The organism is Streptomyces sp. DT190, from assembly GCF_049846985.1.
Classification (GTDB): domain Bacteria; phylum Actinomycetota; class Actinomycetes; order Streptomycetales; family Streptomycetaceae; genus Streptomyces.
The window spans coordinates 427,285-441,718 of the sequence record NZ_JBNCNM010000003.1; the positions used below are offsets into that span (position 1 = coordinate 427,285).

A 14,434-nucleotide genomic window follows, 5' to 3' on the forward strand; every position below is an offset into this window, starting at 1 on the left:
TGACCCGGCGGGAGGTTGTGCAGAAGTGTGGGAGGAGCGAGCGATCACTCCGGCGCCCCGCGGAGCTTGCGGGGCTGGTGTGGCGGGGCGCCGGAGGAACTCGGGGCAGCCGGTCCGTGCGCGTCCCGGGAGTCCTCGGCGGACTCCCGGCGCGGGCCACGGATCTGGCGGCTGCTTACTTGAGACCGATCTTGTCGCAGGCGGCCTTGTACTTGCCCGCGCAGATCTCGTTCACGGTGTAGATGCCGTCCTTGATGACGGTGTCGTTGATGTTGTCCTTGGTCAGCGAGACGACCGGGACGAGGACGGAGGGGACGGCCTTGGTGGTCGGGCTGTCGACCTTGTCCTTGGCGATCGAGTCGAGCGACTTGCCCTGGGCGAGGGCGACGGCCATCTCGGCCGCGACGTCCGCCTCCTGCGGGTAGGGCTTGTAGACGCTCATGTACTGCTCACCGGTGACGATGCGCTGCACACCCGCGAGCTCGGCGTCCTGGCCGGTGACCGGGATGTCGGCGATGCCGGCGGCCTTCAGGGCGGTGATGATGCCGCCCGCCATGCCGTCGTTGGCGGAGTAGACGCCGACGATCTTGTCCTTGCCCAGAGCCGAGATCGCGCCCTCCATGTTGGAGTTGGCGTTCTCCGGCTTCCACTCCTTGGTGTCGTACTCGCGGCCGATCTTGACCTTGCCGTCGAGGACGGAGTGCGCGCCCTTCTTGAACTGGGCGGCGTTCGGGTCGGTGGAGGACCCGTTCATCATGACGATCTGGCCGTCCTTGGCCTTGTCGCCCAGGGCCTTCAGCAGGGCCTCGCCCTGGGTCTTGCCGACGGTCTCGTTGTCGAACGAGGTGTAGGCGTCGATCGGGCCCTCGGCCAGGCGGTCGTAGGCGACGACGGGGATGCCGGCGTCCTTGGCCTTCTTCACCGAGCCGGCGATGGCCTTGGAGTCCACGGCGTCCACGATCAGCACGTCGACCTTGTTGGTCACCATGGTGTCGACCTGCTGGTTCTGCGTGCTGGCGTCCTGCTTGGCGTTGGCGTAGACGACCTCGCCCTTGCCGTTGGTGAGTTCCTTGACCTTCTTCTCGATGAGCGGCCGGTCGAACTTCTCGTAACGGGCGGTCGCGTTCTCGGGAAGGAGCAGACCGACCTTGATGTCGTCGCCCTTCTTGGCGGACCCCGCGGTGGAGTCGGCGTTGTCGCCGGACTCCTTGGCGCTGCCACAGGCAGCAAGCGAAACAGCCATCACACCGGAGGCCACTGCAACGGCGGCGCGACGCATACGCGTGTTCACTTCAAAAACCTCCCTGACGAGGCCGCGACGTTGCGGCCGAGGTGGCTGGAAGTCAACTCGGCCACACGTGCGACGTCAAGAAGTAAATCCTTAACGAGATGGCAACGGTGCCATCCGTTCTCTAAGTGAAGGCAGGGGTGGTGGCCTTCAGCGGGCCCGTGGCGGTGCCGTCCAAAAGGGTCGAATCACCCATCTCGCTGAGGGCGAGAGCGAGCGCTCCGAGCACCTCCGCACGGCCGCCGAGGGCCCCGGGGAGAACGGACAACTGGCGCGCCGCACTGGGGATGGCATAGCGGCCGACAGACTCCCGGATCGGCCCGAGCACGAGTTCACCGGCCTCGGCGAGATCACCGCCGAGCACCACCCGGCTCGGGTTCAGCAGGTTGCAGAGATTGGCCACTCCACTGCCGATGTGGCGGCCGACGTCGGCGATCACCCGACGGCAGCCCGGGTCTCCGTCCCTGGCGAGCCGTACGACGCCTTCCATGGTGAGGTCGGTGCCGTGACTGGACTGGAGGAGCGGCAGCACGTAGCGCGCGGCCGCGAAGGTCTCCAGGCAGCCGCGGTTGCCGCAGCGGCAGACCGGGCCGGATTCATCGAGTGTAATATGTCCGATTTCTCCAGCGGTGCCGCCGGGGCCGCGGTAGATCTTGCCGCTGATCACCAGACCGGCGCCGACACCGCTGGCGACCTTGATGTACGCCAGGTCGCGGACGCCTCGGCCGCTGCCCCAGACCATCTCGCCGAGGGCGCCGAGGTTGGCGTCGTTGTCGACGTGGACGGGGACGCCGAGACGGTCGCGGAGCTCCTCGGCGGGTCTGGTGCCGGTCCAGCCCGGGAGGATGGCGGTCGAGCCGAGGGTGCCGGACTCGACGTCGATCGGGCCGGGGACGCCGAGGCCGATGCCGGCGATCTTCGAGCGGTCCACGCCGGTGGCCTCGACCAGGCGCGTGACCAGCTGTTCCGCGCGGTCGAAGCCCTGGGTCGACGAGGCGTCGACGTCCAGGGGCTCGGACTCCTCGGCCAGGACCTGGTGGGCGAGGTTGCCGATGGCGACGCGGAGGTGGGTGTGCCCGAAGTCGACGCCGATGACGATGCCGGCGTCGCCGCTGAGCGACACGCTGCGGGCGCGGCGGCCGCCGGCGGAGGTCGGGGTGACCTCGACCGTGCCGCCGTCCTTCAACTCCCGGACGATGTTGGACACCGTCGCGGCGGACAGACCCGTCGTCCGGGCGATCTCGGCCTGGGTGAGGGAGCCCGCCAGGCGCACGGCTCGTACGACACGCTCCAGGTTGGCTCGGTGCAGCGACGACTGCGACCCCGGAGTCTCCACGACGACCTCCTGCGCACGGGGCCGCATCGGTGAGGCCCCGTCTATGTCCAACTAGTGAACTCTAAGCTGAGCCGTTCGGGTTGCCTCCCGTCAAGAGGTTGAACTGATTCCGGGGTGTGCGCGGGTCGTCGCGGAGCGCTATGCGGGGGTACGCGCTTTCTGCCTGCGGTGGCCCGTGCGGGTGGGTGGGATGCGCGTCTTCGCCTGACGTTGGGGGGTGGGTCGGGGCCGCGCCGGGGGGTGTCCGTCCTCGGAACGGCGCGATGGGGTTGGGTACCGACTCGCTGTTCGTCGACGCGCCAAGCGCTGCGGGCGGACACCCCCCGGCACGGCCCCTTGCGTCGTCCGGCGGGTGCGGGTGCGCGCTCTGCCCCAGCTGCGGGCAGTCGTGCCGCTGGGGCGGCACGGGTGGGCGCAGCGGCACCTCGTCGCGCCGGGTTGCGCTCCCACCCGGCCTCGGCCCCGGGCGACCCGGATTACTTCAGCGCCCCCGCTGTCAGGCCCTGCACCACCTGCCGCTGGAAGATGATGTACGCGGCCAGCACCGGCAGCATCGCCATGACCAGGCCCGCGAAGAGGCCCGACCAGTCACCCTTGTAGCCCTGGCTCACCGCCAGCTGCACCAGGCCCTGGGTGAGGACCCGCTTGTCGGGGTCGGTGTTGAGGACCGTGGGGAGCATGTACTGGTTCCACTGGCCCAGGAAGTTGAAGATGCCCACGCTGATCAGGCCCGGCTTGGCCATGGGGAGCATGATCTGGAAGAACGTGCGGCTGTGGGACGCGCCGTCGACGAAGGCCGCCTCCGCGATCGAGGTCGGCAGCGTGCGGAAGAACGCCGTCAGGAAGAACACCGTGAACGGCAGCGAGTACGCGATGTAGACCAGGATCAGGCCGTGGATGGTGTTCAGCAGGCCCATGTTGTTCACGACGTAGAACAGCGGGACCAGCGCCAGCATGATGGGGAAGCTCATGCCGCCGATGAACAGGTAGTAGATGAAGCGGTTGCCGGGGAAGTCGAAGCGGGCCAGGACGTAGGCCGCCATCGAGCCCAGGACCAGCGTGCCGATGAGTGAACCGCCGACCACGAGGACCGTGTTGAGGAAGTAGTCGCTCATGTTGGCCTGGGTCCACGCCCGCGACCAGTTGTCGAAGTGCAGCGAGTCCGGCAGCGACCAGGGCGAGCTGAAGATGGAGCGGTCGTCCTTGAAGGACGTCATGACCGCCCAGAGCAGCGGCATGACCACCATGATCGCCCAGATGACCAGGACGCCGTGGGAGAAGACGTTGAGGACCGTGCCCTCTTTCTTCTCCTTGGGCGGCGGGGCCGGCGGCAGGTCCTCCTTGGCCAGGGGCGCGCCGGACTCGGCCGGGAGCGGAGCGGAGGTTTCGGTCGTCTTCATCAGTACTCCAGCCGCTCGCGACGGCCCAGCCGCATCACCACGGCGGCGAAGGCCAGCGTGACGACGAGCAGGGCGACACCGATGGTGGTGGCGTAGGCGGCCTGCCCGTCCCGGAACGCCTTCTGGTACACGTACAGGACCATGACGGTGGTCGAGTAGTCGGGGCCGCCCGGCCCGGTCGTCATGATCTGCACGACCGCGAACGACTCGGCGCCCAGGGCGAGGATGCCCATGTAGACCCAGCCGGACTGCACCGTGTCCCACAGCAGGGGCAGGGTGATCCGGAAGAACGTGGTGAAGCGGTTCGCGCCGTCCAGCAGGGCCGCCTCGTACATGTCCGCCGGGATGGAGGCCATGCCCGCGGAGAAGAGGACCACGAAGAAGCCGACCGTGGACCAGACGAGGACCGCCATCACCGCCCAGAGGGCCAGATCGGGGTCGCCCAGCCAGAGCGGCTGGACGTCGCCGAGGCCGATGCCGCGCAGGACCGAGTTGATCGCGCCGCTGTCCGGGTTGTACGCGAACGCGAACAGCAGCGCGACGATGGCGATGGAGAGGACCTGCGGGAAGAAGTAGACGATCTTGTAGAAGGAGGAGCCGCGGACACCGGTGACGACCGGGCCGTTCTTTCTCTTTCTGCCGCCCACGTTGATCATGAAGGCGAAGAACAGCGCGAGGCCGATCGTCACCACCGGCAGCAGGAGGGCGAACAGCAGGCTGTGCTGCAACGACTTCCAGAAGATGTCGTCGTCCAGCATCCGGCTGTAGTTGTCGAAACCGACCATCTTGAATTCGGGGCTCAGGCCGGTCCAGTCCGTGAACGAGTAATAGATGGACTGGATGAACGGCCAGACCACGAAGAGCGCGTACAGTCCCAGGGGCAGCGCGAGGAAGCCCACGATGAACCGGTACTTGCCGTGCTGCATCGCCACTCCGGTGCCGTTGCGGAAATTGGGTTTCCGGTGCCTTTACTGGTGCTTGTAGTGCTTGATGGAGTCGTCCTTGGCGGCCTCGTCGGCGAAGCCCTGGATCTTGTTGATGGCTTCGGCGGGAGTGAGGCGGCCGGCCATCATCTCGCCGAGACCGGAGACACCGATCTTCTCCTTCTGCAACTGCACGTACCAGTCCTGCAGACGGGGGTTCACCACGTTCTCGCCGGCCTTCTCCAGCGCCGCGACACCCGACTTGAGGCCGGGGGTGAGGGCGATGCCGTCGGTGCCGCCGTTGTACGCGGTCAGCGACTTCACCTTGCTGGTGAAGTTCTTCGAGGAGGCCTCGCTGAGCATGATGCGCAGCTGCTCCATGCCGCCGGGGGCGTTCTTCGCCTTGGCCGGGACGATGAAGGGTTCGCCGCCGGAGGCCCAGATCGTGCCGAAGGGCATCTTGTCGGAGGAGTCCAGACCGGTGGGCGCGGAGACGGCCAGGTCGAAGTCCTTGGGAATGACGTTCGCCGACTCGTTCTCCACCCAGGAGCCGTTCGGGATGAACAGCGCCTTGCCCTCCGCCCAGGCGGTCTGCGACTGGATGTGGTCCAGACCCGGGGTGCCCTTGAGGACGTAGCCCTTCTTGTACAGCTCGTAGTAGGCCTCGAAACAGGCCTTGACGGCCGGGTGCTTCCAGGCGTTCGGCTCCAGGTTGTCGATGGCGTCGAGGACTTCACGGCCGCCGACCTTGCCGATCATCGGGTAGAGCGAGAAGGGGATGTAGTACGGGTACTTGCCCGCGTACGTCCAGCCCGCCATGCCCTTCTTCTTGGCCTTCGCGCAGACCGCGAGCATCTGGTCCCAGGTCTCCGGGTACTGCTCGTCGAGCGAGTCCAGGGCCTTCTGCGAGTACCAGACGCCGTACACCGTGTAGGCGTAGTACAGGATCCAGACCTTCTCGCCGTCGAACTGGCCCATCTCCACGATGCCGGGGCGCAGCGTGTCGCGGACCTTCTTGGCCGGGTCGTCGTAGGAGGGCGCGTCCAGCAGCGGGGTGAGGTCGGTGAGCTGGTTCTTGCCCACCAGGACGCCCATGTCCATCTGCTCGGCACCGGAGTTGTCGATGAGGTCCGGCGGGGTGCCCTGGTTGAAGCGGGGCTGGAGCGTGGACTGGATCTTCTGGGTGGCGGAGAACTTCACCTGTGCGTCGGGGAAGTTCTTCTCGTAGATCTTGACCGCGTCCTCGGCGTACTCCTTGCCGAAACCACCGTCGAACAGGACGAATTCCATGCCGGCCGTGTCGTTGACGGCGAGCGGGTTCTTCGCGGTCTTCTTGCCGGCCTTGGCCTTGTCCCCGCTGTCGTCGCCGCCGCTGCTCGCGCAGGCGGACAGGAAGCTCACGGTGGGGACGGAGATCAGCCCGAGCGCGGCGGATCGTTTGATCAGGTCACGGCGGCCGACACCCTCGGTGCCGCGGTTCTCGGCGGAAGTGGATCCCATGCTCAAGTCCTCGCCTTCTCCAGGACTCAGGCGGTGAACCGGATCCTTGCCGGCACCGCGATCGGGTCACGCTGGGTCGTGCAGGAAAGTGCGGGTGGTGACGTGCGGATGGTGTGAATCGCCCGACAGGTATAGTCCACTTCCCGCCAGCGGATCAAGATCGAACACAAGGTTGGTCACGGGTCTTATCCGAGTTGAGACCTCGCGGAAGTATGAGCGGCCTGTGTGTTTCACGACGGAAAATCCCGGTCGGCGCCCCCGAATGCCACAGGCAACACCCTTGACACGCCGCAGCACTTGAGCAACTACTGGTCCTTGCGCATTGAAGGTGACAACGTTGTCCACTGCGCAGGGAGGGTACCCGTTGATGCAGCGGAAAGCTCGGCACAGATGGGGTTCGGCGGTCGTGTCGACGACCGCCTTCGCTTTGGCCCTGGGTTCCCAGGGCGTTGCGGTCGCACTGCCCCAGGCTCCTGAGAGACCGGATCGGGGGTTCGCGTCGTCCTTCGAGGCGGACGATCCGCTTCCGGACTGGACGAACACGGTCGACACCGGCCCCGACGGCGGCAAACGCGCCTCGGGTGTCGACGGCGGCTACAGCAGCGGCATACCGGGCAATGTGACCGGCCAGGTCACCGACGTCCGGGCCAGCGCCGAGAACACCGGCGGCGGCGAGGTGAAGGAGAACCTCGTCGACCTCGAACCGAGCACCAAATGGCTCGCTTTCGAGCCCACGGGCTGGGTGGAGTTCGACCTGGACAAACCCGTCAAACTGGCGCGCTACGCGCTGACGTCGGCCAACGACGCCGATGAACGCGACCCCAAGGACTGGACGCTGAAGGGCTCGGCCGACGGCAAGGAGTGGACGACGCTCGACACCCGCTCCGGCGAGTCCTTCGCGGAGCGGTTCCAGACGAAGACGTACGACCTGGCCGAGCCCGCCGAGTACCGGCACTTCCGGCTGGAGGTCACCCGGAACAACGGCGGCGGCATCCTGCAGCTCGCCGACCTCCAGCTGTCCACGGGCGGCGACGAGGGGCCGGTCCCGCCGGACATGCTCTCCCTGGTCGACCGGGGGCCGAGCGGCTCCCCGACCGCCAAGGCGGGCGCCGGGTTCACGGGCAAGCGGGCGCTGCGCTACGCCGGCCGGCACACCGCCGAGGGGCGGGCGTACTCGTACAACAAGGTCTTCGACGTGAACGTGGCCGTCGGCCGCGACACGCAGCTGTCGTACCGGATCTTCCCGTCCATGGCCGACGGCGACCTCGACTACGACGCGACGAACGTCTCCGTCGACCTGGCCTTCACCGACGGCACCCACCTCAGCCGGCTGCGCGCCACCGACCAGCACGGCTTCCCGCTCACGCCGCAGGGTCAGGGCGCCTCCAAGGTCCTGTACGTCAACCAGTGGAACAACGTGGCCTCGCGGATCGGCTCGGTCGCGGCCGGGAAGACCGTGGACCGGATCCTGGTGGCCTACGACTCCCCCAAGGGCCCGGCCAAGTTCCGCGGCTGGCTGGACGACGTGAACATCGCCTCCGTCAAGCCCGAGCGGCCCAAGGCACACCTGTCGGACTACGCGGTGACGACCCGCGGCACCAACTCCAGCGGCGGCTTCTCCCGCGGCAACAACTTCCCGGCGACGGCCGTCCCGCACGGCTTCAACTTCTGGACGCCGGTGACCAACGCCGGTTCGCTGAGCTGGCTGTACGACTACGCACGGTCGAACAACGCGGACAACCTGCCGACGATCCAGGCGTTCAGCGCGAGCCACGAGCCGAGTCCCTGGATGGGTGACCGGCAGACCTTCCAGGTGATGCCGTCCATCGCCGGCGGGGCCCCGGAGTACGGGCGGGAGGCGCGGGAACTGCCCTTCCGGCACGAGAACGAGACCGCGCGGCCCTACTACTACGGGGTGCGGTTCGAGAACGGGCTGAAGGCCGAGATGGCGCCGACGGACCACGCGGCGGCGCTGCGCTTCACCTACCCGGGCGACGACGCGAGCGTCCTGTTCGACAACGTCACCGACCAGGCGGGGCTCACGCTCGACAAGGAGAACGGGATCGTCACCGGCTACTCGGACGTGAAGTCCGGGCTGTCGACGGGCGCGACCCGGCTGTTCGTCTACGGCGAGTTCGACAAGCCGGTGACCGAGGGCGACTCCAGCGGGGTCAAGGGCTACCTGCGCTTCAAGGCCGACGACCGGACCGTCACCCTGCGCCTGGCGACCTCGCTCATCAGCATCGACCAGGCCAAGGACAACCTCCGCCAGGAGATCCCCGAGGGCAGGTCCTTCGAGGCGGTCAAGAAGAGCGCCCAGCGGCAGTGGGACCGGCTGCTCGGCAAGGTCGAGGTCGAGGGCGCGACCCCCGACCAGCTGACGACGCTGTACTCCAGCCTGTACCGGCTGTACCTGTACCCGAACTCCGGTTTCGAGAAGGTCGGCGGGAAGTACCAGTACGCCTCGCCGTTCTCCCGCATGCCGAACCCGGACACCCCGACGCACACCGGCGCGAAGATCGTCGACGGCAAGGTGTACGTCAACAACGGGTTCTGGGACACCTACCGGACGACCTGGCCCGCGTACTCGTTCCTGACCCCGTCCCGGGCGGGTGAGCTGGTCGACGGGTTCGTGCAGCAGTACAAGGACGGCGGCTGGACCTCCCGCTGGTCCTCCCCCGGCTACGCGGACCTGATGACGGGCACCTCCTCGGACGTGGCGTTCGCGGACGCGTACGTCAAGGGCGTCGGCTTCGACGCGAAGGCGGCGTACGACGCGGCCGTGAAGAACGCGACGGTCGTCCCGCCGAACCCGGGCGTCGGCCGCAAGGGCATGGCCACCTCCCCGTTCCTCGGCTACACCAGCACCGAGACCCACGAGGGCCTGTCCTGGGCGCTGGAAGGCTATCTGAACGACTACGGCATCTCCCGCATGGGCCGCAAGCTCTACGAGGAGACCGGTGAGCAGCGTTACAAGGAGGAGTCGGAGTACTTCCTGAACCGCGCCCGGGACTACGTGAACCTCTTCGACAAGAAGGCCGGGTTCTTCCAGGGCCGGGACGCGAAGGGCGACTGGCGGGTCGAGTCGTCGAAGTACGACCCGCGGGTGTGGGGCCACGACTACACCGAGACCAACGGCTGGGGCTACGCCTTCACCGCCCCGCAGGACAGCCGGGGTCTGGCCAACCTCTACGGCGGGCGCAAGGGCCTCGCCGACAAGCTCGACGAGTACCTGTCCACCCCCGAGACGGCCTCGCCCGAGTTCGTCGGCTCCTACGGCGGTGTCATCCACGAGATGACCGAGGCGCGGGACGTGCGGATGGGCATGTACGGCCACTCCAACCAGGTCGCCCACCACGCCCTGTACATGTACGACGCGGCCGGCCAGCCCTGGAAGACGCAGAAGAACGTCCGCGAGGTGCTGTCCCGCCTCTACACGGGCAGCGAGATCGGGCAGGGCTACCACGGCGACGAGGACAACGGCGAGCAGTCGGCCTGGTACCTGTTCTCCGCGCTCGGCTTCTACCCGCTGGTGATGGGCAGCGGCGAGTACGCGATCGGCTCGCCCCTGTTCGAGAAGGCGACCGTGCACCTGGAGAACGGGCGCGAGCTGGTGGTGAAGGCGCCGCGCAACAGCGCCAAGAACGTCTACGTGCAGGGGCTGAAGGTCAACGGCCGTACCTGGTCGAAGACTTCGCTGCCGCACTCGGTGGTCGCCAAGGGCGGTGTCCTGGAGTTCGACATGGGCCCGAGGCCGTCGTCCTGGGGCACGGGCAAGGACGCCGCGCCCGTGTCGATCACCCAGGACGACGAGGTGCCCACGCCCCGGGCGGACCTGCTGAAGGGCGACGGCGCCCTGTTCGACGACACGTCGGCGACGGACGCGGCGGTGACCACCGTGGACCTGCCGGTCCGCGAGGGCGCCGAGGCCGTCCAGTACACCCTGACGTCGTCGGCGGACCGGGCGAAGGCACCGGCCGGCTGGACGCTCCAGGGCTCCGCGGACGGCGAGACCTGGCAGACGCTGGACCGGCGCACCGGTGAGTCCTTCGCCTGGGACCGGCAGACCCGCGCGTTCTCGGTGAAGTCGCCGGGTACGTACGGCAAGTACCGCCTGGTCCTCGACGGCGAGGCGACGCTGGCGGAGGTCGAACTGCTGGGCTGACCCTGTGCGTCGGGGGCCTCGTGCCGCTTCCCGTGCCCGTCCCGTCCGAGGGGGGGCCGCCGGACGCCGTTCCGGAGGCCGTGTCTTCTCGCGGAGACGGTGCAGGAGAGGCGGTCGAGGCCCCCCGGCGTTCGGGGGCCGGGTCGAGCGCGACGTGCCGGACGGTGGCGCTCAGCCGTTTACATTTCGGCCCCGGGGCGCTACGTTCCGCGGCAGGCGGGGTGGGAGCGCTCCCAGATGGCGGACCGGAACCCGCCCTCGGGGTCGCCCCCACCTCGCGCGGGTTGAGCCGTGAGGCCCGGGACGGGCACCCGCGGCGGGAGGCGCCCGGCGAGGGCGGGCGGTCGGGCGTGTTCCGCGCGTTCCTCGTTCCGTGCGCAGCGGCAAGTCAGCGGAGGCGGTGGCGGGGCAGCCGGGCGGGCAGGTCGTCACCGAGGCAGCCGGGTCCGGTCGTCCCGGTCCCGGGTGCCGAGCCGCACCTTGTGACCTGCCAGGCCGGGGGGCCGGTCGCGCGGCGGGTTCCGGACCGGTTCCGCGGTGATCCCGGTCGGTGTGCGGGTCATGCGGCGGGACCCTGGCGGGGTGGTGGGGCGGGCCCGTACCGGGAGGAGGTCCCGCCTGAGGCGCCTTCGTCCCCATATGTCGCCGTTATCCAGGTGTGGGATTCTGTTGGTGGGTGCCCTGCCGCTCACGTGCGGCGTGGTTCCGCCATGTCGGTGTGACCCGGCGCCGCCGGTCCCGTGCCCGCGTCGTCGTCGCCTGAGTTCCGGGGACTCCCACCTGCCGGTGGCCGCGGCATGGACGGGAGGTGGAAGCGGACATGCCCCAAGACGGCGGCGAGACCCGGGCCGGGGCCCCCGGACCCCGGGCCCCGGGGAGCGGGGACGCCGGTCCGCCTCGCCCCGCGCCGGAGCCGCCCGCGCGGGAACGGGTCCTGGCCTTCGCCGGGGTGGTGCTGGCGGCGGTGTACGTCCGCAGCGGGGACGGGGCGGAGCTCCGGGTGGTGGAGTCGGCCGGGGGCGATCCGCGGCGGTACCGGGTGCCGGACCGCGCGCGGCTTCCGGAGCGGCCGGGCGTGACGAAGGGTGGGGCGGCCCGGGGGACCGGTCCGGACGAGGGAGCGACCGGGCCGGGCAGCGGGCCGCGCGGGTCCGGCACGAGCACGCCCGGAGCGGGCCGCGCCCCGGGCTCCCCCGGCCCCGGAGCGCCCCGGCCCGACGGCACCGCCTCCCCCGGCCCGCGCACCGCCCCCGCGGGGCAGGATCACGCGGCCGCTGTCGTCGAGGCCTATCAGCGGGGCCGGGCCGTCTGGCTCGGCGGTGCGGGATTCGCCGCCCGGGGCGAGGGCGACGCCGCTCCGCGCGCCTTCGGGGCGCTGCCGCTGGGGGCGGCGGGCGGGTGGCTGGGGTGCCTGGTCGTGGTGGGCGAGGCCGGGGAGGGGTTCGGGGCCGAGCAGCGGGACTTCCTGGAGCGGTACGCCGAGGCGGTCGCCGGGCGGCTGCGGGGCGAGGCCGACCGGTCCGCGCCCGCCCCGTTGCTGGATTCCGCCCTGCGCGCCATGGGCGTCGGCTCGTTCGCCCTCGCGCCCGGCACCGGGCTCGTCGAGACGGATCCGCCCCTGCTCGAACTCATCGGCATCCCGCGGGACGGCTTCGACGGCAAGACCGACACCCTCCTGTCGTACAGCCTCCCGGAGGACGTCCCGGCCCTGATGTCCATCGTCGAGCCGTCCGCGCAGACCCCGGGCCGCCGCGAGCTGGAGTTCCGCATCCGCCGGCCCACCGGCGAACTGTGCTGGCTGCGCCTGGGCTGCCGTGTGCTGAAAGGGCCCGACGGCACCCCGCGGCGGGTGCTGGGCGTGGTCACGGCGGCCCCGGTGCTGCGCCGGGGCGCCAGTGACGTCGCCCGGATCCAGTGGCTGACGGCCGCGCTCGACGACGCGACGACGGTGCGGGACGTCAGCCGCGTGGTCGTCGCCGCCCTGCGCGAACCGCTGGACGCCGACCGGGTGGCGCTCGCCGAGGTGCTGGAGGACCGGCTGGCGGTCACCGTGCTCGATCCGCCGGGTGCCGACGCCTGGCCGCAGCTGTGGCGTTCGGAGTGGCGCTCGGAGTGGCCCGACGCGCCCGTCGGCGCCCTGCCCACGCTCCAGGCGGCGCTGCGGGACGGCCGGATGAGTCTGTGGCCCGCGGGCACCGAACTGGAACCGGGGCTCGCCGGGATCGGCCCCGGCGGGCTCGCGGTGCTGCCGCTGCCGGCGAAGAACGGGGTGGCCGGGGTGTGCCTGGTCGGCTGGGACGCCCCGCACGAGTTCGCCCCCGAGGAGCGGGCCCTGCTGACCGCGACCGCCGGACTCGTGGGGCAGGCCCTGAAACGCGCGCACGCCTACGACGCCGAGCAGGAACTCGCGACGATGCTCCAGCGCAGCCTGCTCCCCCGCCGTCTCCCCCGGCTGCCCGGCGGCATCGCCGTGGCCCGCTATCTGCCCGCCCGCCGCGGCCTGCAGGTGGGCGGTGACTGGTACGACGTGATCGCGCTGTCGGAGAACAAGGTCGCCCTGGTCATCGGGGACGTGCAGGGGCACAGCGCCGGGGCCGCGACGATCATGGGCCAGATGCGCACCGCGGTCCGCGCCTACGCCGTCGAGGGCCATCCGCCGGACGTGGTCGTCGCACACGCCAACCGGCTGCTCGTCGGCATGGAGACCGACCTGTTCGCCACGTGCTGCTACGTCGAGCTGGACATGGAGGAGGGCAACGCGCTGTTCGTGCGGGCCGGGCACCTGGCCCCGCTGGTACGGCACCCCGACGGGAGCACCGCGGAGATCGCGGTCGAGGGCGGGCTGCCGCTCGGGGTCCTGGCGGACGCGGAGTTCCCGCTGACGGCGCTGGCGCTGGCCCCGGGCTCGGTGCTCGCGCTGGTGACGGACGGTCTGGTCGAGTCGGCGGCCCTGCACCTGGACGAGGGCATGCGGCTGGTGCGGCAGGCGCTGGCTGCGGCCGATCCCGCCGACCCGGGGCGGATGGCCGACGAGCTGCTGGGCGAGGCCGGGCGGCGGGAGGACGACGTGGCGTTGCTGCTGCTGCGCTACGACGGGATGCGGGTCCGGCCGGTGCGGGCCGGCTGGGTGGTGTGGCGGCTGCCGGACGCGGTGATGCACGCCCGCCGGTTCAGCGCCCGCACGCTGCGGTCGTGGGGCGTGGTGGCCGAGGCGGACTCGGTGCTGCTGGTGGTGTCGGAGCTGGTCACCAACGCGCTGGTGCACACGCAGGGCGCGGTCCGGCTGGATCTGACGCTGGCGGCGGACCGGCTGCGGGTGACGGTGAGCGACTCCTCGCCGCGCGCGCCGGCCAAGCCGGTGGTCGTCGACTGGGAGTCGACGGGCGGGCGGGGGCTGTTCCTCGTCGAGGCGGTGTCGGCGGCGTGGGGCTCGGTGCCGGTCGGCGGCGGCAAGCAGGTGTGGAGCGAGATCGTCGTGTCCCGCCCGGAGGCGGAGCCGGGGCCGGATGCCGGGCAGGAGATGGCACCGGATCCCGAGCCGCCCGGGCCGGACCCGGCCGGGGACCGTACCGGCCGCTGGGGCTGGGGCATGAGCCGTGCCCGCGGACGGGGCCGGGGACGGGGCCGCGACCGCACCGGCGAACGGGACACGGACCGCCCCGCCGGCCGGGCGCACCGCGCGGACACGAACCCCGACCACCCCGACGGCCGCACGCACCGCGCGGACACGAACCCCGACCACCCCGACGGCCGCACGCACCGCGCGGACACGAACCCCGACCACCCCGACGGCCGCACGCACCGCAAGGGCACGGACCCCGA

7 protein-coding genes and 1 pseudogene are annotated in these 14,434 nt (G+C 70.4%); 2 read left to right on the plus strand and 6 right to left on the minus strand.

Annotation, left to right across the window (positions count from 1 at the left end; all coding sequences use genetic code 11):
• Positions 1–175: 175 nt before the first annotated feature.
• From ACPXCS_RS08745 to ngcE, 5 genes are all read right to left on the minus strand, one after another.
• Positions 176–1,279: a sugar ABC transporter substrate-binding protein gene (locus ACPXCS_RS08745; protein ID WP_425944970.1), complete on the minus strand. Its 1,104-nt coding sequence runs from the start codon at positions 1,277–1,279 to the stop codon at positions 176–178.
• Between the two features lie 133 nt (positions 1,280–1,412).
• Positions 1,413–2,624 (minus strand): ROK family transcriptional regulator, encoded by a 1,212-nt coding sequence (locus ACPXCS_RS08750; protein ID WP_425944792.1) that lies wholly within the window; start codon positions 2,622–2,624, stop codon positions 1,413–1,415.
• Between the two features lie 476 nt (positions 2,625–3,100).
• On the minus strand, positions 3,101–4,024 hold the full coding sequence (locus ACPXCS_RS08755) for a carbohydrate ABC transporter permease (RefSeq protein WP_425944793.1): 924 nt from the start codon (positions 4,022–4,024) through the stop codon (positions 3,101–3,103).
• A complete protein-coding gene (locus ACPXCS_RS08760) occupies positions 4,024–4,950 on the minus strand; it encodes a carbohydrate ABC transporter permease (protein WP_425944794.1) in 927 nt (308 codons plus the stop codon). The genes ACPXCS_RS08755 and ACPXCS_RS08760 overlap by 1 nt, the downstream gene beginning before the upstream one ends.
• A 42-nt stretch (positions 4,951–4,992) precedes the next feature.
• Positions 4,993–6,447 carry an N-acetylglucosamine/diacetylchitobiose ABC transporter substrate-binding protein gene (gene ngcE / locus ACPXCS_RS08765; protein WP_425944795.1) on the minus strand — a complete coding sequence of 485 codons (1,455 nt, stop codon included), beginning with the start codon at positions 6,445–6,447 and terminating at the stop codon, positions 4,993–4,995.
• 367 nt (positions 6,448–6,814) lie between these two features.
• On the opposite strand from ngcE, the gene ACPXCS_RS08770 reads away from it, so the two are divergent.
• The gene (locus ACPXCS_RS08770) at positions 6,815–10,612 is read left to right on the plus strand and encodes a GH92 family glycosyl hydrolase (protein ID WP_425944796.1); all 3,798 of its coding nucleotides are present in this window, start codon (positions 6,815–6,817) and stop codon (positions 10,610–10,612) included.
• A 428-nt stretch (positions 10,613–11,040) separates the two neighbouring features.
• On the opposite strand, the gene ACPXCS_RS08775 is transcribed toward ACPXCS_RS08770, so the two are convergent.
• On the minus strand, positions 11,041–11,175 hold the full coding sequence (locus ACPXCS_RS08775; protein WP_425944797.1) for a hypothetical protein: 135 nt from the start codon (positions 11,173–11,175) through the stop codon (positions 11,041–11,043).
• 371 nt (positions 11,176–11,546) lie between these two features.
• On the opposite strand from ACPXCS_RS08775, the pseudogene ACPXCS_RS08780 reads away from it, so the two are divergent.
• Positions 11,547–14,123: pseudogene (locus ACPXCS_RS08780) on the plus strand (SpoIIE family protein phosphatase); the annotation flags it as partial.
• Between the last annotated feature and the right edge of the window lie 311 nt (positions 14,124–14,434).